Origin of the sequence: Streptomyces sp. NPDC093109 (assembly GCF_040701725.1) — a bacterium.
Classification (GTDB): Bacteria; Actinomycetota; Actinomycetes; order Streptomycetales; family Streptomycetaceae; genus Streptomyces.
Genome location: NZ_JBFBEZ010000012.1, coordinates 144,263 through 160,774 on the forward strand (window position 1 = coordinate 144,263; position 16,512 = coordinate 160,774).

A 16,512-nucleotide genomic window follows, 5' to 3' on the forward strand; every position below is an offset into this window, starting at 1 on the left:
CCCGGCCGTCCAAGACCTGTTCCGCGAAGCCGATACCGAACGGGTATCGTCCCCGGTCATGGAGGTACGTACGCTGCGCTATTTCGTGGCCGTCGCCGAGGAGCTGCACTTCGGCCGCGCCGCCGCCCGGCTGCACATGAGCCAGCCGCCGCTGAGCCGGGCGATCAAGCGGCTGGAGAGCGACCTCGGCGCCGTGCTGCTGCACCGCTCGCCCGCCGGTGTCACCCTCACCCCGGCCGGGGCGGTGCTGCTGGACGAGGCACGTACGCTGCTCGACCGGGCCGACCGGATACGCGAACGGGTGGCGGCGGCGGCCGGCGCCGCGACCGTCACCGTCACCGTCGGCATCCTGGGCGACAGCACCGACCCGGGCGCGAAGCGGCTGGCCGCCGCCTTCCGCCGGCTCCATCCGGATGTCGAGGTCCGCGTCCGCGAGACCGATCTGACCGATCCGACCTGCGGGCTGCGCGCCGGACTGGTCGATATCGCCCTGACCAGGGGGCCGTTCGACGAGACCGGTCTGAGCGTGCGCGGGCTGCGCGCCGACCCGGTGGGCGCGGTGCTCCGCGCCGACGATCCGCTGGCACACCGCGCGACCCTGAAGCTGGCCGACCTGGCGGACCGGCAGTGGTTCCGGTTCCCGGCGGGCACCGACCCCGTCTGGCAGGCGTACTGGAGCGGCGGCGAGCCGAGGGAGGGGCCGGTGGTGCGCGCCGTCCAGGAGTGCATGCAGGCCGTGCTCTGGAACGGCACGGTCGGCATGACCCCGCTCGGCCACGACCACCCCGAGGAACTGGCCGTGGTGCCCCTGACCGACATGGCCCCGAGCGGGGTGGTGGTGGCCTGGAACGAGGCCGACGCGAATCCGCTGATCGGCTCCTTCGTCCGGATCGCGACGGCCGCCTACCGCGCCTGACCGGCGGGACGCGTACGACGCGCCGGGACGTGTACGACGCGCCGGGACGCATACGGCTCGCCGGGACGCGTACGGCCCGCCGGGACGCATACGGCTCGCCGGACGAATATGGTTCGCCCCACCTCAGGACCCGCCTCTACGATGTCCCGATGGCGTCATCGATCAAGCAGGTCCAGATCACCTTCGACTGCGCGGACCCCGAGCGCGTCGCCCGTTTCTGGTGCGAGGTGCTGGGGTACGTCGTACCGCCGCCACCGCCGGGGTTCGCCACCTGGGGCGACTTCGACCGCTCCCTGCCGCCCGAGCGCCAGGGTTCGGCGTTCGCGTGCGTGGACCCCTCGGGCGAGGGCCCGCGACTGTTCTTCCAGCGCGTTCCCGAGGGCAAGACCGCCAAGAACCGGCTCCATCTCGACGTGCGGGTCGGCACCGGCCTCGTGGGCGAGGAGCGCCTGGCCGCGCTTGAGGCCGAGTGCGCCCGGCTGATCCCGCTCGGCGCCGTACGCGGGCAACTGCTGCGTGCCGACGGATTCAACGAGTCGTGCCTCAATATGCAGGACATCGAGGGCAACGAGTTCTGCCTCGACTGAGCGCGGGCTACCGGTCATGCGGGACCTGTGCTGTGTCCTGGAGTGCGGCATACGCACTCCAGGACACATGACACCGGGCGCCCGGCACTCGGCACCCGGACCCGGGCCCCAACGGCCTACGCGTTCCCGTTCCCGTTCCGGCTCCGGGCGGCAGATGTCATGAACTCCCGCGGTTTCAGGGCGCGTTTGACGATGCGCGTGTCACCGATCCAGCCGTAGAAGCCCTGGCCGAAGGCCTCGTTGAACTGAGTGCCACCGATGACGAAGGGCTTGCCGAGGGTGGCGATGCCGGTCGACGGCTGCGCGGGGTTACGGGCGATCCTGGAGCCGTCCACGTACATCACGGTGCGGCGGCCGTCGTTGACCACGGCGATGTGCATCCAGCGGCCCACGGGGACGGCGTGGCTCCAGGAGGTCGGGTCGGCGTTCTGCCGGTGCGGGTAGACCACGAACTGGAGGAACCGCTCGGGCGACAGGTTGAGGCTGCACGTCGGCTCGTCGGGGGACCAGCCGGTGGTCTTGCCCGCGTCCCCGTTGCGGCCCTCCCAGCTCATGATGCCCATCCAGGCGTGGTCGCCCTCGAAGGGCTCCGGCAGCCTGATGAAGGTCTCCAGGGTGTAACCGGCGGTGAATTTCTCGGAGTTCAGGGGGGCTCGGGAGGAGGTGGTCAGGATGGCGCCCCGGTTCGGGTTCTTGCCGCCGTCGAAGCGGAGACTGGCGTGCGCCGGCTGGCCCCGGTGGTGGTCGTCCGACCAGGTGAGCGCCTCGGGGCCGCTGTTCGACAGGCGGGAGGCGGTGAGGCCGTTGCCGTGTCCCGACAGATCGCGGATCACCGCGCCCGTCGCGACGGGGCTGCCCGCCCTGCCCGCCGCGGCGGCGCCCGACGCGTCGAAGCGCCAGTACGCCACGGTGTCGCGCGGCATGACGGCCTTGGCCGGGCGCGGTCGCGGCGGCACGACCGGCGCGAAGCCGGAGAAGCGGCGCTCGAAGTCGATGTCCAGGGTGAACCGGTCGACGGGGCCGGTCAGTTCGATGGTCTCGGCCTCCAGCGGCGTCCTCTTCGCCGGGTCCCGGGCGAGGAACCAGGGCGAGAACGTCTCCACGTCGATCACACCCCGCGCCAGATCGAAGCCGTAGTGGCGGATCATCCCGGCTCCGCCGTAGTAGCGGTCCTGGTAGTTGGTGATGTGGACGTGGACATCGTTGCCGGAGTCGTTGGTCAGGACCGTACGGCCCGGCGGCCAGTAGTGACCCCCGAGGGCCAGGAAGATCTGGTCGTTGCCCCGGACGATGCCGTTCCACAGGCGGGTGCCGTTGTCGGAGAGCCGCGCGACGCCCTGGTCGTCGGCCCAGGCCAGGTCATGCGTGGTGAGTACGGCCGGCAGCGTGGGACGCGCGTCGAGCACCCCCTGCGCCCAGCGCAGACCGGCCTCCGAGACCCGCCAGTCCAGGGCGAGGACCAGCCACTGCCGCCCGGCCGCCCGGATCACATGGAAGCTGTTGTACCCGTCGGGCGAGGCTCCGCCGAACGTCGGCATGCTCGCGTAACGCCGGGGCCCGAAGCTCTTCAGGTAGGCGCTGTCACCCCGCTGGTCGGTGCCGCCGTTGATGTCGTGATTCCCGGCGAGCACCGAGTAGGGGACCTTGCCGTGGATGACGCCGAAGGTCTCGGCGGCGAGCTTGATCTCCTGCTCGGTGCCGTGTTCGGTGACATCGCCGAGATGCGCCAGGAACGCGATGTTCCCGCTCTCGCGCTCGGCGGCCAGGTAACGGAACGTCGCCCGGAGCGGCTCGGGGTCCGAGCTGTCGGCGTCGAAGAGATACTGCGTGTCCGGCAGTACGGCAAGGCCGAAGCGCGGGCTCGACACGTCGAACCGGCCGCCTGCGGAGGCCGCGGAGGCCGCCGCCTGTGCGTGTGCGGGCTCGGCGCCCAGCACCGAGGCCGCCGCACCGGCGGCCGGAATCGCGACGGCGGCCTGCAACAAGGCACGTCTGTCAGGCCGGTTGGGCTCTGCTGCGCTCATGCTTGACTCCTGTGAGAGTACGGGAGGGACCAGAGCGAACTGTGGTGAATGGCTGTGGCCGTACGGCGGCGGAGAGTTGAACAGTGGCCGATACGGCCCTCGGGCGGGCGGCGGCGCTCACCGCCCGGTGCGTGCGGGCCTCTGCGTGGTGGTGAACCAGAACAGGGCCGCGCACAGAAAGCCCGCCGTCGCGAAGACCAGCGACTGCGTGAGGGAGTCGTCCCGCGCGCCCGCGAGGAGCGCGCCGACCGCCGACACCGCCAGGGCGACCGCCGGCAGCGTACGAGAGTGCCGCGTAACGCCCGGTGCGTCGGCCGGTGTGTCGGCCGGTGCGTCGCCGGGTGTGTCGACTGTCGCGTCGCCCGGTGCGTGGGCCGGTGCGTGGGCCGACGGCAGCAGCCGGACCGCGAGGCAGTAGCAGGCGCAGGCCAGCAGCGTGGAGCCCAGCACATCGCTGGACCGGTGGTGGTACGTGGCCAGGACGGCGGCGGCGATGACGGCGATCCACAGCATGCCGGCCACGGTGACGTAGGGGCGGACGCGCGGGGAGGCGACGAGGACGGCGCCGAGGGCCAGCGCGGCGGGGATGGCCACATGCCCACTGGGGAAGCTCGACTCGATGAGCGACTCGCGCGCGCCGACCAGATCGGGGCGGGTCAGGATCATCCTGGCGACTTCCTTGCCGCCCATCGTGGCCACGACGACCGCGATCGCCGCGACCCCTTGCCACCAGCACCTGCGTACCAGAGTGACGATCGCGATGGCCGCCATGCCCACGAGCAGGGTGGGCATCGCGGTGTGCTCCAGCGGCGGCAGGGCCGACGAGCCGTAGGCCGCCCCCGACCAGTCGTAGATCCAGGCCGGCTTGGCGCCGACTTCTCCCGCGCCGAACAGGGAGTTCTCCGCCCGCTGCCCGAACGGGGTACGGACGGCGATCAGATAGACCGCCAGAAACCCAAGGAGGCACAGCGGAGCCGAGATCCGGGCCCGCAGCCGCTGCTGTGTTGTCGCTGTTGTCATCGAAGTCATCGTTGTTTTCTCTTCAGTGTCCGAGCAGTGCGCGGTCCTGCCGGCGCTGGGCGGCAATCACCAGGACGGGGAGGGGCGCGATCAGGAGGAGGAGGACGACCAGGTCAGGCAGGGACGCCATGAACCAGTTCGGCCGGTCGACGATCGCCTGCGTGCGGACGAGCGCGAACACCGCGACCGGGACCAGCCACCGGTAGTCCCCGGTGGCGGCCGTCGCCACCCACGCGGCGAGCAGCGCGCCGACTTCGACGGCGAACAGGCCGCGCTGGAAGGCCGGACTGACGGCGGTGATGTGCAGCCCCCCGGCCACGAACATGGCGAGCGCGACGGGGACCAGCCAGCGGTACGAGTGACGCCGCAGCCGGCCGGGCCGGCGGGCGGCCAGCACGGCACACGCGGCGACCAGCGCCCCCGACAGCGCCAGGTCACGGGCCGTGATCGGGGCGCCGAGACCGTAGTAGCCCATGCCCACCTTGCCCTCGTCGCCGAAGAGCGTCGTGGTGTTGAACGTGGCACCGGCGCAGACCATCGCCACCGCGGCCGGCAGCGCGATCCACGCCTTGCCGCGCAGCAGGGCGACCAGACAGACCAGCGGCAGCAGCCCGTACGGCAGAAGCCGCGTCCGCGTACCGGGCCCCTGCGCCCACGGGTACCAGCCGGAGAAGCGGAACGCGATGGCGTGCATGCCCGGATCGATGCGCAGCGCCCAGTGCCACACATCCTGCAGATACGGCACCAGCGCCAGCGCGGCGAGGGCGAGAGCGGTCAGATGGATGCCATCCAGCCACCACGGCCGGCCCGTATCGTCCACAACGGCCCGCGCACGCGCCCGCACCCCGCCCCGCACCAGGGCGACGAACTCCCGCGGCGGAGGCCAGGACCGGCCGGGATACGCCTCGGCCAGGCAGCCCAGCAACTCCTCCCCCTGCCGGGAACGGTGGGGCTCGGGATAGACGGCGAGCAGCACACGGTTCATGCCGGCGACACCCCGGCATCCCGCGCCCGCCCGATGACCACGGCCGCCGCCTGCTGCATCCGCAGCGCCTCCTGCGCGAGCATCGCCGTACCGTCCCCGGTAAGCCGGTAGTAGCGCCGCGCCCGCCCGTCCACGATCTCCTCATGATCATCGACCACCAGCCCGGCCCGCTCCATCCGCTCCAGCGCGCCGTAGAGGGTCCCGACAGCGATCCGAAGCCGCCCGTCGGTGGCCTGCTCGGCGGCCTTGATGATGCCGTAACCGTGCAACGGCCCATCCATGAGCGCCGCGAGGATGAAGTACTGCGGTTCCGTCAGGGACGGTTTCTGGCGTGTCATACGGCGAGCATATATCGAGCCACGAAATATATCCGTCGGCCTGTTGTCACCGTTCTGCCACGGAGGATCGGCGGTGGAGCGGGGACGTCCGAGCGTGGACGTCCGAGCGGGGACATCTGGGCGTGGACGTCAGGGCGTGGACGTCAGCGGAAGGACCGGAAGAAGGTACGGACGTCGGTGGTGAAGAGGCCGGGCTGCTCCATCGCGGCGAAGTGGCCGCCCCGGGGCAGTTCGGACCAGTGGACGATGTGGTGATCGCGCTCGGCGAGCCGCCTGACCGGGCGGGCGGCATCGGCCGCGAAGACCGCGACGCCGGTGGGCGTGGCGGGGCGCCCGGTACGCGCCGGCCGCGACGGATGGGCAGCCTCCCAGTAGTGACGAGCGGAGGATCCGGCGGTCGCGGTGAGCCAGTAGAGCATCACATTGGTCAGCAGCCGGTCGCGGGACACCGCCTCCTCGGGCCGGCTGTCGCTGTCCGTCCACTCCATGAATTTCTCGACGATCCACGCGAGTTGCCCAACCGGAGAGTCGGTCAGCGCGTAGGCCAGCGTCTGGGGGCGCGTCCCCTGGATCTTGGCGTACCCCGACATCTCGGGCTCCGCCTCAAGGAGCCGGTTCAGGCGGGCCCAATCCGCCTCGGTGAGTTCGGCGGCCACGGCGGGATCGTCCGGGGGCAGGGTCAGCAGGGTGTTCAGATGGATCGCGACGACCTGCTCCGGGGCGAGGGCGGCCAGCTCCAGAGTGATGGCATGCCCCCAGTCACCACCCTGCGCACCGTAGCGCCTGTACCCCAGCCGCCGCATCAACTCGGCCCAGGCGCCCGCGACCCGAGGGATGTCCCACCCGGGCCCTCGGGTCGGCCCGGAGAGGCCGTACCCCGGAATGGAGGGGACCACCACGTCGAAGGCGTCGCCCGGCGAACCACCGTGCGAGCGTGGATCGGTGAGGGGGTCGATGACGTCGAGGAACTCCACTACGGACCCCGGCCAGCCGTGGGTGATCAGCAGCGGCAGCGCGTCCGGCTCGGGGGAGCGGACGTGCAGGAAGTGAACGTCCGCCCCATCGATCGTGGTGATGAACTGCGGGACGCGGTTCAGCCGCGCCTCCTGCTCCCGCCAGTCGTACGCGGTACGCCAGTAGGCGGCCAGCTCCTTCACGTAGCCGAGCGGCACCCCTTGCGACCAGCCGGGACCCGTGGACTCGTCCGGCCACCGCGTGGCGTCCAGCCGGGCCGCCAGATCATCCAGGGCGGCCTGAGGAACGCTGAGTTCGAAGTGACGTACCGCCGCGAGCGCGTCGTCCTCGTTCATGAGCGGTCCCCCTCATCCCCCTCATCCGGCTCGCCCGCGAGCGTGCGCGCGGCAGCGATGTCGTTCTCGTCCCAGCCCCAGTGCCCCGGGTCCTCCTGCTGCCTGGCCTGCTCGTCGATCCACCGGTTGTGCGCTTCCCAGGCCGCCTGCTTGCTGGTGCCCAACGCGGCACCGATCTGAGACCACGACGCCCCTGCCCGACGCGCGGACCGGACGGACAACTGACGTCCGTAACCGGCCTTGCGCGCGATCACTTCCCCCAGCCCGAGCGCCTCCAGGGCCTCACCGCGCGTCAGCGGCGCCGCGTCGGGATCGAGCGGCGCGGCCGGGGGCGCGGTCGGGGTCGCATCCCCCGCCGCGCCCTCGTCCTCGTCCGCGCCGTACGGCGTCGCGAGCGCGTCGCGCGTCCGCAACGCGTCGTAGCGCGAGACCGCGGTCAGCAGCGTGTACTGACGCTCAAGGTCATCGGGTGTCGGCATGCCCCGAGTGTCTCGTCAGGCCACCTTGACGTCAAGGTAGCTTGACCCGCGATCTGGGCGGCCCGTTGAAACGGTCTTCGAGATCATCGATGCGCTCGGCACGGCGGGCCATGAGGTACATGGGACCGTGGGTCTTCTGCATGGTGTGAACGACGGTGAAGTTCTGCCGTTCGTAGTACGTCACCAGGCCGGGGAACCGGCACCCACGACGGACCCACAGCTTGCCCTCCCGCGCGGCGCGGTCGACGGCCCACAGGGCGATGAGGGTGCCGGGTTTGAGGCGGGCCGTCTCTGGGTGGGTGATGGTGGTGTAGAGGTAGAGCGACGGCTCGGCCAGCTCCTCCTCGGTCCAGGCCATGGGGGGAGTCGTATCGGTTACGGTCGTGCAGCCGACCGGCCGGCCGTCGGCTTCCAGTACGTACATGGCCCCGTCGGGGTTCGTCGTCTGCGTGCTGACGAGGTCCACGTCAGCACGCCAGCTCGGCAGTCCGCGCTCCTCCAGCCAGGTCGAGCGGGCGAGGACGATGTCTCGGACCGCGTCGCTGTCCTCTGCGCGGGCCGGACGGATTGTGAACTTCACCACGAATCCACTCTGCCACGCGAACGCGACCGGGCCCCGTCACTCGCGTCAAGCAGTGTGCGAGTGGCGGGGCCCGGGGTGCTGAGGTGGGCTCAGCGGGTGGTGAAGGTGTCCGACTGGACGGCCTGGATGAAGGTGGTGAAGGCCGGGGTGGGGAAGTGGAGTGCCGGTCCTTGGGGGTTTTTGGAGTCCCGTACGGGTACGGTGCCGGGGAAGTTGCTGGCGGCCTCGACACACTCGCCACCGGACGAATTGCTGTATGTGCTCTTGTGCCAGACGGCGGTACTCAGGTCGACGGGTCCCACGAGACCTCCTCCAACATCTGCGTGATGAACTTCCGCGACTCGGCCGGTGACAGGGCCAGGTCACGCACCGCATCGTACCGGAGTTGCAGTTGCTGAACCGGTGTCGGTTGTTCGATGAGGTCACCACGGAGCGCGTTCTCTGTGTATGCCACTGTGCTGCCGTCCGGCGCATTCAGGAACATGACGTTGGTGCTGTCCAAGCCGTGTGGTCCGATAGCAAGCGGCAGTACTTGCAGGGCGATTGTGGTGCGCTCGGTCATCGTGAGGAGATGCTCAAGCTGCTCCCGCCACTCCTCCCTATCTGGCAATGGCGAGCGCAGCACGGCCTCGGACAGAATCGTGCGGAAGTGCGGCGGGTTCTCACCTTCCAGCAACGCACGACGCCCTATGCGCGCCTCGACCTGCTGCTCCAGTTCAGGGCCGTTGATGCGGTCCGCCGCGAGAACAGCCCTCGCGTATCCCTTCGTCTGGAGCAGACCCGGCAGGACGCTGACTCCGAAGTGCCAGAGGCTGACTGCCTCTGCCTCAAGAATCATGTACCTCCGGTAGCGCTCACGGAACTGCGACGGGTCCGCCATGGCCAGTTCCCACAGCGTCAGCAGCATGGGAGCCGTTCCGTAGTACTGGTCCAGCGCCTGCACTACCTCGGCGCTGCCCAGGCTGTCGCCGGTCTCCATCTTGCCGAACAGCGAGTGGTCCCAACCCAGGGCCTCGGCCAGTTTCCGCAGGCTGAGCTTCTTCTGCTCGCGCAGCAGGCCCAGTTCCTCGCTGAACCGCAGACGCGGTTCCTGGCTTCGGCCCGTGATGATCCTTCTTCCTGCCATCTGTGCTGACCTCCTGTGGGGGCACGTTGAACGGGCGGACGGGAGCGGTGCAGCGGCTCCTTGTCGACAGCTATTGAGCCAATCTCGCGGTGCATTCTCGTAGCTGTCCGAACACGCAACGTAGTTCACGGGTCAGGTCTCGAACCACCGGTTCGGGAGAAGGAGCGGGCCAATGGCGACAAGTAGCCAAATGTACGAGCCTCAAGCAAGTGCTCCTGAACCCGTCGCCGGTTGCGAGTTGTGCCGTTGGTGGGCGCGGAGGCGCGAGAACGCGCGGCGGGGGATCGGGGAGGCGACCGTCGAGGAGTGTGACGAGCGGATCGCAACGCACCCCCACCGCAGGCGACTTGGTTCCGGTGGTCCCGCCGAGAGCTGCGGGTCGGCGCCGTGAACGGGCGGGTGTACGTGTCGACCGTGGTGGCCGAGGGCCCGGTGAACGGGACTGTGGTGCGGGTGGTGCTGGGCGCGCGGCGGACGTATACGCCCGAGGGGGCCCTTCACTGGCTGCGGGGGCAGGCGTACCGGATCGCCGACGGGCTCGACCCCGACCCGTACGCGGCGTGGGTGGCGTACTCCGGGCCGGTGCTCGTGCCCGTACCCGTGGGGGCTCAAGTGCCCCACGTTCCCTCGGTGTTGCGGGCGTGGTGTGACGACCACGGGCAGCAGGACGCGGCGCGGCGGCAGCTGGTGTGCGGTGACCGGCTGATCGTCAGCGCGGCGGATGCGTCGGGCCGTTACACCCTCACCACCGTACCGACCGCGCTGCCGGAGCTGTCGGTCGTCGAGTGTGGCGTCAGAGGTCGGCGGCGGCGTCGGCGGCGCTGGTGGTGGCCGTTCCGACGTACGCGCCGGCGGCGGCATGCCCGGTCGTCCACCCCACCGCGTGTCCCACATATGGAAGGTTTCGTATGAAGTCCGCAGTCCCTCTCGCTCTGTTCGCGGTTTCGGCGGTCGGTGTGGTGCAGATCGCGCTCGGTGTGCGGCAGCACCGTGAACGGTGTCGGCTGGTCACCGGTGAGATGCACGCGCGGCTCATGGCCGATGACGAGCAGCATCCGGCGTTGGCCGCGTTGTGGGCGTCGTTGGCCGCGTTCGCCGCTGAGGAGCGTACGTATCAACTGCACTGTCGGCGCTGGTTACTTCTGTGGTCTCTTCAGCACCGGACCGGCGCGGTTGCCTCGGGTGCGATCCGGCGTGTGGCGGCGGATTTCATGCGGCATCCGGAGAATCGGGCTGCGTGGGAGTACGCGCGGCACACACTGCTCGGGGAGGTACGGGACCGGGCGGACCGGCGGTTCGTGCGGCTCTTCGATGACGCGTACGACGACTGGTGCGCTGCCCGGGAGGCGTCGTGAGCGGCTCGGAGTGGATCATGGGCGAGGCTCCTCGGCTTGGGCTTCCGGGGCTGGAGCCCGTGCCGGTGGCCGGGTGCGAGGTGTGTACGGGGCTGGGGGTGCGGCGGGAGGAGGCGCGGTGTTCCGGGGACCTGTCCGGTGTGAGTGACCGTAATGTGGAGATCCGGCGTCACCCGCACCGGGCCGCGCACCGGCCCGCCTCGTGAGGCGGCTGGAAGCCGTGGCGGTCACGCTGGGGGCCGTCCTCGGGATCCTCGCCCTGGCCGTCGCGGTCGGGCGTGGGGCGCGGGGGTTGTGACGGGTGGTGAAGGGGGCACCGCAGGGGGTATGTGTCCGGACGTAAAGCGCGATTTGTGCCGCTGAGCGAGACCCGCGCTGTGTGTTCCGGCCCGCCACGCGGCGTAAATCGTGCAGTCCGGGCGCGTGCCCCCGGAGGGGACCCCGGCGACGACCCGCACGTGGTTACCGGGCTCGGCCCACAGAGCACAGCCCCGGCGGCTACGCCGCCCCGCCCGGCGACGACCCGCACGTACGCACCGGGCTGAGCCCAAGACGGACCACGGCCCCTCGCCGGGAGGCGACCCCGCCCCGCCCGGCGGCAACCCGCACGCGGTCACCGGGGCTCGGCCCTCACAGACCACAAACCACAGACCCGACGGCTCCGCCGTCCACCGTGTTTGAATGCCCGGGTGGCTGACATCTCTGACCTCGACGTCCTCAGCGTCTTCTGCGCTGCCGACGGGCGGCACGGCAACACGCTCGGCGTCGTCCGCGAGGGGCGGTACCACCCCGACCGGGCGGACCGGCAGGCGATTGCCGCCCAACTCGGTTACAGCGAGACCGTGTTCGTCGACGACCCCGATCTCGGCGTGGTCGACATCTACACGCCGGGACTGCGGCTCCCGTTCGCCGGGCATCCGCTCGTCGGGGTGGGCTGGCTGCTCGATCTGGAGGTGGTGAACCCGCCGGCGGGGGAGGTGTGGGTCCGCCAGGACGGCGAGTTCACGTGGATCACCGCCCGCGCGGAGTGGGCGCCGCCGCGCACGCTCCAGCAGTACGGATCCGCCGCCGAGATCGACGCGCTGCCCGCGCCGCCGCCCGGTGAGGGCTGGCTCTACGCGTGGGCCTGGGAGGACGAGGCGGCGGGCCGCGTCAGGGCCCGCGCCTTCCCGCGCCGGGGTGACGGCATCGTGGAGGACGAGGCCACCGGCGCGGCGGCGCTGCTGCTCACGGCGCGGCTGGGCCGCGCGCTGAACATCACCCAGGGCCGGGGATCGCAGCTGATCACGGCGCCAGGACCGGACGGAACGATCGAGATCGGCGGCCGGGTCCGGCTGCTCACGGCACCTTGACCATTTACCTGGGCGACGCGGCGCTTGCTCAGAATATTAGCCTGTGCTAATCTATTGGTGTGGGTGAACCCTATGAGCTGCGGTTCTTCGGTGACGTGCTGGATTGGATCAGGACGCTCGCCAAGGAGGACCCCGAGAACCATCTGCACGTAATGGCCGCCCTGGAGCGGCTCCAGGACGTAGGTCCGGCGCTCCGCCGTCCGACGGTGGGGGCGATCGAAAAGAGCCGCTACCGGAACATGAGGGAGCTGCGTCCGCGCAACGGTGGCACGGTGAGTATCCGGATGCTCTTTGTCTTCGACCCCGAGCGGCGGGCCATCTTCCTGGTGGCGGGCAACAAGGCGGCCGGACGGCAGTGGGCGGCCTGGTACCCCAGGGCGATCAAAGAGGCGGACAGCAAGTACACGGCCTACCTTGAGGCTCTGGAGCAGGAGAAGAAGGAAGGGCAGGGCAGATGAAACTCGGTACCATGGCCGACCTGACGGCCGACATTACGCCCGAGAAGCGCGAACGTATCGAGGCCATCAAGGCCGATATGGTTGACCAGGAGCGCGGCTACGAACTTGCCAGTCTCCGCAAGGCCCAGGGCTTCACGCAGGTCCAGGTCGCCGCGGCGATGGGAGTCACGCAGGGGCGCGTCAGCCAGATCGAGCGGGGCGCCGCGCGTCTGGACACCTCGACCATGGCCGCGTACCTGCATGCGATCGGTGGCGAGCTGACCATAATGGCCACAGTGGGGAACTTGTCCGTACGGCTGTGAGTGCCTTCCTGGCCGCTGGGCCGGTTTCCCGATCCGGTCTTCGCCTGTCGAGCGGCGAAGACCCCCGGCGCAATGCCGGAGGTCTTCGCGGCCCGCGCCCGTCGGCGGGCCCGCGCCACCTACGGGCCCGCACCCCGCACCCGCCGGCTCCGCCGGCCTACGCGCTCAGCGGGAACTCTTCACCCAGCTCGCGGAAGACCGCCCCGTTGAAGTCGAACGCCCGCTTGCACTCGTCGATGATCCGCTGCTTCTCCAGATCGTCGGCCGCCACCGCGTCCAGCAGCTCCCGGTAACCCCGCTTGAACGCGGCCGGGTTGGTGATCTCCTCGAAGACGTAGAACCGGACCCCGTCGCCCTTGCGCTCGAAGCCCCACGTCTTCTCGGCCTTGTCCCGGATGATCTGGCCGCCCGAGAGGTCTCCGAGGTAGCGCGTGTAGTGGTGGGCCACGAAGCCGCCCGGCCAGGTCCGCGCGCACTCCTCGACCCGCGCGGCGTACGCGGCGGTCGCGGGGAGCGGCACCAGGCCCTCCTGCCAGTCGGAACCGCCGCGCAGATGCGCGAGGTCGCGCTCCAGCTGGGCGGTGCGGGCCAGCTCGGGCTGTATGAACGGGCCGGCCACCGGGTCGTTACGCAGCGTCTCCGACGCGCTCTCCAGCGCGCGGTACACGAACCACAGCTGCTCGGTGTAGCGCGTGTACGCGTCCACGCCGAGCCGGCCGCCCAGCAGATCGCTCATGAAGCTCGATGTCTCCGCCTCGGTGTGCTGCGCGTGCGACGCGACACGGATGAGCGTGGAGAAAGGAGTGGGCGTGGGAGCGGACGTGTGCGGGGCGGTAGCGGTTGCGTCCAAGGCGGGCCTCCGGAGACCGAATGGGGACGGGAGCAGGCGAATGCCGGCCGAACGGCGGCGACACGCGTCGCCGCCAGGACCGATACTCTTACTTAGGTTTACCTAAGTCAATGGTTTCCGACGTCCTGTCGGTAAAAAACCTACCCCGCCCTCACCCTCCGGCAACCTCAGGGCAGCGTGAGAATCTCCGCACCCGTCTCCGTCACCACGAGCGTGTGCTCGAACTGCGCGGTCCGCTTGCGGTCCTTCGTCACCACCGTCCAGCCGTCCGCCCACATGTCGTGCTCGTATGTACCGAGGGTGAGCATCGGCTCGATGGTGAACGTCATCCCGGGCTGGATGACCGTCGTGGCGTGCGGGCTGTCGTAGTGCGGGATGATCAGCCCGGAGTGGAAGGACGAGTTGATCCCGTGCCCGGTGAAGTCCCTGACGACGCCGTAGCCGAACCGCTTCGCGTACGACTCGATGACCCGCCCGATGATGTTGATCTGGCGGCCGGGCCTGACGGCCTTGATGGCACGGTCCAGCGACTCGCGCGTCCGCTCGACCAGGAGCTTCGACTCCTCGTCGACGTTTCCGCAGAAGTAGGTGGCGTTGTTGTCGCCGTGCACCCCGTTGATGTACGCGGTGACGTCCAGGTTGATGATGTCGCCGTCGCGCAGCACGGTGGAGTCGGGGATGCCGTGGCAGATGACCTCGTTGACCGAGGTGCAGAGCGACTTGGGGAAGCCCCGGTAACCGAGGGTGGAGGGGTACGCCCCGTGGTCGCACATGTAATCGTGCGCGACCCGGTCCAGCTCGTCCGTGGTCACCCCCGGCGCGATGTGCTTCGCGGCCTCCTCCATCGCCTGCGCGGCGATGCGCCCGGCGATCCGCATCAGCTCGATCGTTTCGGCGGTTTGCACTTCCGGCCCGTTGTACGGGGTAGGAGCGGGCTTCCCGACATACTCGGGGCGCCGGATTTTTCCGGGAACGGAACGGACGGGAGAGAGCTGCCCCGGTACGAGCAGTGACTGGCCAGACATGCCAGCGAGTCTAACGAGCGGTCGTGGGGCAGCATGGCGTCAAGGGAAGGAGCCGATGATGGCCCTGTTCAAGAAGCGCACGGTCGGCAAGCCCGGCGAGTGGTACTACTGCCTGAAGCACCAGAAGGTCGAGGAGGGCCCCGAGTGCCCGGCCCTGAACCGCTTCGGCCCGTACCCGACCCCGGAGGCGGCGGCGCACGCGATGCAGACCGCCCAGGACCGGAACCTGGAGTGGGAGACGGACCCCAAGTGGCACGACGCGTCGAAGACCGCCGAGGGTGACGACGCGGACGACGCGGACGGCTCGGGCGACGCGGGCGACTCGGATACGGGTACAGGTACGGGTACGGGTACAGGTACGGGCACCGGCAGCGGCTCGTAAGCCGTTACGCGGTCCCGGCCGCCTCGGCCGAGCCCGCCGCCCCCGCCGCGTCCGCCGCCTCCTTCTGAGCGCGGCGGCGCAGCGCGTCCTCGTCCGTGTCCGCGTGGTACGTCAGCAGCTTCGGCACCACGGCCGACAGCAGCCCGACCGCCGCCACGCACGCCAGCCCGCCGCTCCAGACGGCGGTGCGCGTACCGGTCCAGCCCGCCATGGCACCCGCCCGTACCTGCCCCAGCTGCGGACCGCAGCTGTACGAGAGCACCTCGATGCCAGCGAGCCGGCCCCGGAACTCCTCCGGGATGGTCTGGTTCCAGATCGTGGCGCGCCCCAGGCCGCTGATCGCGTCGCCGCCGCCCGCCACCACCAGACAGAGCAGTACGAGCCAGATGTTCGACATCCAGCCCGCCACCGCGATCCCCAGCCCCCAGCCCGCCGCGCCGAACACCACCATCAGGCCGTGCCGCCGGACCCGCGAGGCCCAGCCGCTGGTGAGGCTCACCAGAATGGACCCCAGCGGGATCGCGCCGTACATCAGACCCAGCGCCCACTGGGCGTCCAGGTCCTGTGCGAGGAACGGGAAGATCGCCAGCGGGAACGCGAAGAACATCGCGCCCAGGTCGATCACGTACGTACCGAGCAGGACGGGCTTGCTCCACGCGTACCGCGCGCCGTCCACGATCGAGCGCAGCGACGGGCTGTCGGCCTCCCCGGAGGGCGGCGCGGGTGACAGACGCAGGCACATTAGTACAGAGGCGACGAAGCCGACGATCGTGATGGCGTACGCCGTGGCCGTGCCCGCGTACGCCACGACCACACCCGCCAGCGACGGGCCCGCGACGGCCGCGATCTGCCAGCGCAGCGAGTTGAGCGCGGCGGCGGCGGTGAGCTGGTCGTGCGGGACGATCCGGGCCAGCAGCGAGTCCAGCGCGGGCCGTTGCAGCCCGGCCAGCGCGGAGACGCCGGCGGCGACCACGTACAGCGGCCAGAGCGCGGGCTCGGGCAGCAGGGCGTTCATGAGGAGTACGACGGCGAGCAGGCCGAGCCCGGCCTCCGTAAGGAGGATGACGCGACGCCGGTCGGTGGCGTCGGCCAGGGCGCCGCCGTACAGCCCGAAGACGATCAGCGGCACCAGCTCTACGGCGCCCATAGCGCCCACCGCGAGCGGGGAATCGGTGAGGTCCTTGATCTGGAGGGGCAGCGCGATCATGGCCATCGAGCTGCCGAAGAACGTCACCAGCCCCTGCACCCAGAGCAACCGGAATTCCCGGGAGGAGCGGAAGGGGGTGAGGTCGGGCAGGATCGCGCCGAGTGTTCTGGTCACGAGGTGCCATATTCGATTGTGGGGAGGGGGAAAGGCAAGCGGCTTCGGGACGGCTCGGGACGGCTTCGAGGCGGCTCGGAGCTGCTTCGGGACGGCTCG

20 protein-coding genes are annotated in these 16,512 nt (G+C 70.2%); 8 read left to right on the forward strand and 12 right to left on the reverse strand.

The annotated features are described in order from the left end of the window. Positions 1 to 58 precede the first annotated feature (58 nt). A complete protein-coding gene (locus AB0389_RS14515; RefSeq protein WP_366395713.1) occupies positions 59 to 916 on the forward strand; it encodes a LysR substrate-binding domain-containing protein in 858 nt (285 codons plus the stop codon). Between the two features lie 149 nt (positions 917 to 1,065). Next, positions 1,066 to 1,503: a VOC family protein gene (locus AB0389_RS14520; protein ID WP_366395714.1), complete on the forward strand. Its 438-nt coding sequence runs from the start codon at positions 1,066 to 1,068 to the stop codon at positions 1,501 to 1,503. Between the two features lie 116 nt (positions 1,504 to 1,619). On the opposite strand, the gene AB0389_RS14525 is transcribed toward AB0389_RS14520, so the two are convergent. The 9 genes from AB0389_RS14525 to AB0389_RS14565 form a co-directional block, all read right to left on the reverse strand. Continuing rightward, positions 1,620 to 3,527, reverse strand: coding sequence for a LamG-like jellyroll fold domain-containing protein (locus tag AB0389_RS14525; RefSeq protein ID WP_366395715.1), 1,908 nt, complete (start codon positions 3,525 to 3,527; stop codon positions 1,620 to 1,622). 117 nt (positions 3,528 to 3,644) lie between these two features. Further along, entirely contained in the window at positions 3,645 to 4,547 is a 903-nt protein-coding gene (locus tag AB0389_RS14530) for a phosphatase PAP2 family protein (protein ID WP_366395716.1), read from the reverse strand. Between the two features lie 22 nt (positions 4,548 to 4,569). Continuing rightward, positions 4,570 to 5,532, reverse strand: a complete 963-nt coding sequence (locus AB0389_RS14535) for a hypothetical protein (protein WP_366395717.1) — start codon at positions 5,530 to 5,532, stop codon at positions 4,570 to 4,572. Beyond that, positions 5,529 to 5,870: a helix-turn-helix transcriptional regulator gene (locus AB0389_RS14540; RefSeq protein WP_366395718.1), complete on the reverse strand. Its 342-nt coding sequence runs from the start codon at positions 5,868 to 5,870 to the stop codon at positions 5,529 to 5,531. Before AB0389_RS14540 ends, AB0389_RS14535 begins: the two co-directional genes overlap by 4 nt. A gap of 143 nt (positions 5,871 to 6,013) precedes the next feature. Then, positions 6,014 to 7,180: an epoxide hydrolase family protein gene (locus tag AB0389_RS14545; protein WP_366395719.1), complete on the reverse strand. Its 1,167-nt coding sequence runs from the start codon at positions 7,178 to 7,180 to the stop codon at positions 6,014 to 6,016. Next, a complete protein-coding gene (locus AB0389_RS14550) occupies positions 7,177 to 7,659 on the reverse strand; it encodes a hypothetical protein (protein WP_366395720.1) in 483 nt (160 codons plus the stop codon). Before AB0389_RS14550 ends, AB0389_RS14545 begins: the two co-directional genes overlap by 4 nt. Positions 7,660 to 7,690: 31 nt before the next feature. Continuing rightward, positions 7,691 to 8,242: a GNAT family N-acetyltransferase gene (locus tag AB0389_RS14555; RefSeq protein WP_366395721.1), complete on the reverse strand. Its 552-nt coding sequence runs from the start codon at positions 8,240 to 8,242 to the stop codon at positions 7,691 to 7,693. Positions 8,243 to 8,331: 89 nt separating this feature from the next. Then, positions 8,332 to 8,544: a DUF397 domain-containing protein gene (locus tag AB0389_RS14560; RefSeq protein WP_366395722.1), complete on the reverse strand. Its 213-nt coding sequence runs from the start codon at positions 8,542 to 8,544 to the stop codon at positions 8,332 to 8,334. After that, a complete protein-coding gene (locus tag AB0389_RS14565) occupies positions 8,526 to 9,368 on the reverse strand; it encodes a helix-turn-helix transcriptional regulator (RefSeq protein WP_366395723.1) in 843 nt (280 codons plus the stop codon). Before AB0389_RS14565 ends, AB0389_RS14560 begins: the two co-directional genes overlap by 19 nt. A gap of 387 nt (positions 9,369 to 9,755) precedes the next feature. Here AB0389_RS14565 and AB0389_RS14570 point away from each other — a divergent pair, with 387 nt between their 5' ends. The 5 genes from AB0389_RS14570 (at position 9,756) to AB0389_RS14590 (ending at position 12,835) form a co-directional block, all read left to right on the forward strand. After that, complete coding sequence (locus AB0389_RS14570) at positions 9,756 to 10,280, forward strand: hypothetical protein (protein WP_366395724.1); 525 nt, start codon at positions 9,756 to 9,758, stop codon at positions 10,278 to 10,280. Further along, positions 10,277 to 10,723 carry a DUF6082 family protein gene (locus AB0389_RS14575; RefSeq protein WP_366395725.1) on the forward strand — a complete coding sequence of 149 codons (447 nt, stop codon included), beginning with the start codon at positions 10,277 to 10,279 and terminating at the stop codon, positions 10,721 to 10,723. Before AB0389_RS14570 ends, AB0389_RS14575 begins: the two co-directional genes overlap by 4 nt. A gap of 698 nt (positions 10,724 to 11,421) precedes the next feature. Further along, positions 11,422 to 12,075: a PhzF family phenazine biosynthesis protein gene (locus tag AB0389_RS14580; protein WP_366395760.1), complete on the forward strand. Its 654-nt coding sequence runs from the start codon at positions 11,422 to 11,424 to the stop codon at positions 12,073 to 12,075. A gap of 59 nt (positions 12,076 to 12,134) precedes the next feature. Beyond that, on the forward strand, positions 12,135 to 12,533 hold the full coding sequence (locus tag AB0389_RS14585; RefSeq protein ID WP_366395726.1) for a type II toxin-antitoxin system RelE/ParE family toxin: 399 nt from the start codon (positions 12,135 to 12,137) through the stop codon (positions 12,531 to 12,533). Between the two features lie 11 nt (positions 12,534 to 12,544). After that, positions 12,545 to 12,835: a helix-turn-helix transcriptional regulator gene (locus tag AB0389_RS14590; RefSeq protein WP_366395727.1), complete on the forward strand. Its 291-nt coding sequence runs from the start codon at positions 12,545 to 12,547 to the stop codon at positions 12,833 to 12,835. A gap of 157 nt (positions 12,836 to 12,992) precedes the next feature. Here the strand turns inward: AB0389_RS14590 and AB0389_RS14595 are convergent, their stop codons facing one another. After that, on the reverse strand, positions 12,993 to 13,685 hold the full coding sequence (locus AB0389_RS14595) for a biliverdin-producing heme oxygenase (RefSeq protein ID WP_366395728.1): 693 nt from the start codon (positions 13,683 to 13,685) through the stop codon (positions 12,993 to 12,995). 167 nt (positions 13,686 to 13,852) lie between these two features. After that, a complete protein-coding gene (gene map, locus AB0389_RS14600; protein ID WP_366395729.1) occupies positions 13,853 to 14,710 on the reverse strand; it encodes a type I methionyl aminopeptidase in 858 nt (285 codons plus the stop codon). A 58-nt stretch (positions 14,711 to 14,768) separates the two neighbouring features. On the opposite strand from map, the gene AB0389_RS14605 reads away from it, so the two are divergent. Further along, positions 14,769 to 15,092, forward strand: a complete 324-nt coding sequence (locus tag AB0389_RS14605) for a hypothetical protein (RefSeq protein ID WP_366395730.1) — start codon at positions 14,769 to 14,771, stop codon at positions 15,090 to 15,092. 4 nt (positions 15,093 to 15,096) lie between these two features. Here AB0389_RS14605 and AB0389_RS14610 read toward each other — a convergent pair whose 3' ends face one another. Then, complete coding sequence (locus tag AB0389_RS14610; protein WP_366395731.1) at positions 15,097 to 16,413, reverse strand: MFS transporter; 1,317 nt, start codon at positions 16,411 to 16,413, stop codon at positions 15,097 to 15,099. Positions 16,414 to 16,512: the final 99 nt, after the last annotated feature.

Bases quoted from the DNA above. Each gene is read 5' to 3' on its own strand.
- AB0389_RS14515 (WP_366395713.1), top strand. From the start codon at position 59: ATGGAGGTACGTACGCTGCGCTATTTCGTGGCCGTCGCCGAGGAGCTG.
- AB0389_RS14520 (WP_366395714.1), top strand. From the start codon at position 1,066: ATGGCGTCATCGATCAAGCAGGTCCAGATCACCTTCGACTGCGCGGAC.
- AB0389_RS14525 (WP_366395715.1), bottom strand. From the start codon at position 3,527: ATGAGCGCAGCAGAGCCCAACCGGCCTGACAGACGTGCCTTGTTGCAG.
- AB0389_RS14530 (WP_366395716.1), bottom strand. From the start codon at position 4,547: ATGACAACAGCGACAACACAGCAGCGGCTGCGGGCCCGGATCTCGGCT.
- AB0389_RS14535 (WP_366395717.1), bottom strand. From the start codon at position 5,532: ATGAACCGTGTGCTGCTCGCCGTCTATCCCGAGCCCCACCGTTCCCGG.
- AB0389_RS14540 (WP_366395718.1), bottom strand. From the start codon at position 5,870: ATGACACGCCAGAAACCGTCCCTGACGGAACCGCAGTACTTCATCCTC.
- AB0389_RS14545 (WP_366395719.1), bottom strand. From the start codon at position 7,180: ATGAACGAGGACGACGCGCTCGCGGCGGTACGTCACTTCGAACTCAGC.
- AB0389_RS14550 (WP_366395720.1), bottom strand. From the start codon at position 7,659: ATGCCGACACCCGATGACCTTGAGCGTCAGTACACGCTGCTGACCGCG.
- AB0389_RS14565 (WP_366395723.1), bottom strand. From the start codon at position 9,368: ATGGCAGGAAGAAGGATCATCACGGGCCGAAGCCAGGAACCGCGTCTG.
- AB0389_RS14575 (WP_366395725.1), top strand. From the start codon at position 10,277: ATGAAGTCCGCAGTCCCTCTCGCTCTGTTCGCGGTTTCGGCGGTCGGT.
- AB0389_RS14590 (WP_366395727.1), top strand. From the start codon at position 12,545: ATGGCCGACCTGACGGCCGACATTACGCCCGAGAAGCGCGAACGTATC.
- map (WP_366395729.1), bottom strand. From the start codon at position 14,710: ATGTCTGGCCAGTCACTGCTCGTACCGGGGCAGCTCTCTCCCGTCCGT.
- AB0389_RS14605 (WP_366395730.1), top strand. From the start codon at position 14,769: ATGGCCCTGTTCAAGAAGCGCACGGTCGGCAAGCCCGGCGAGTGGTAC.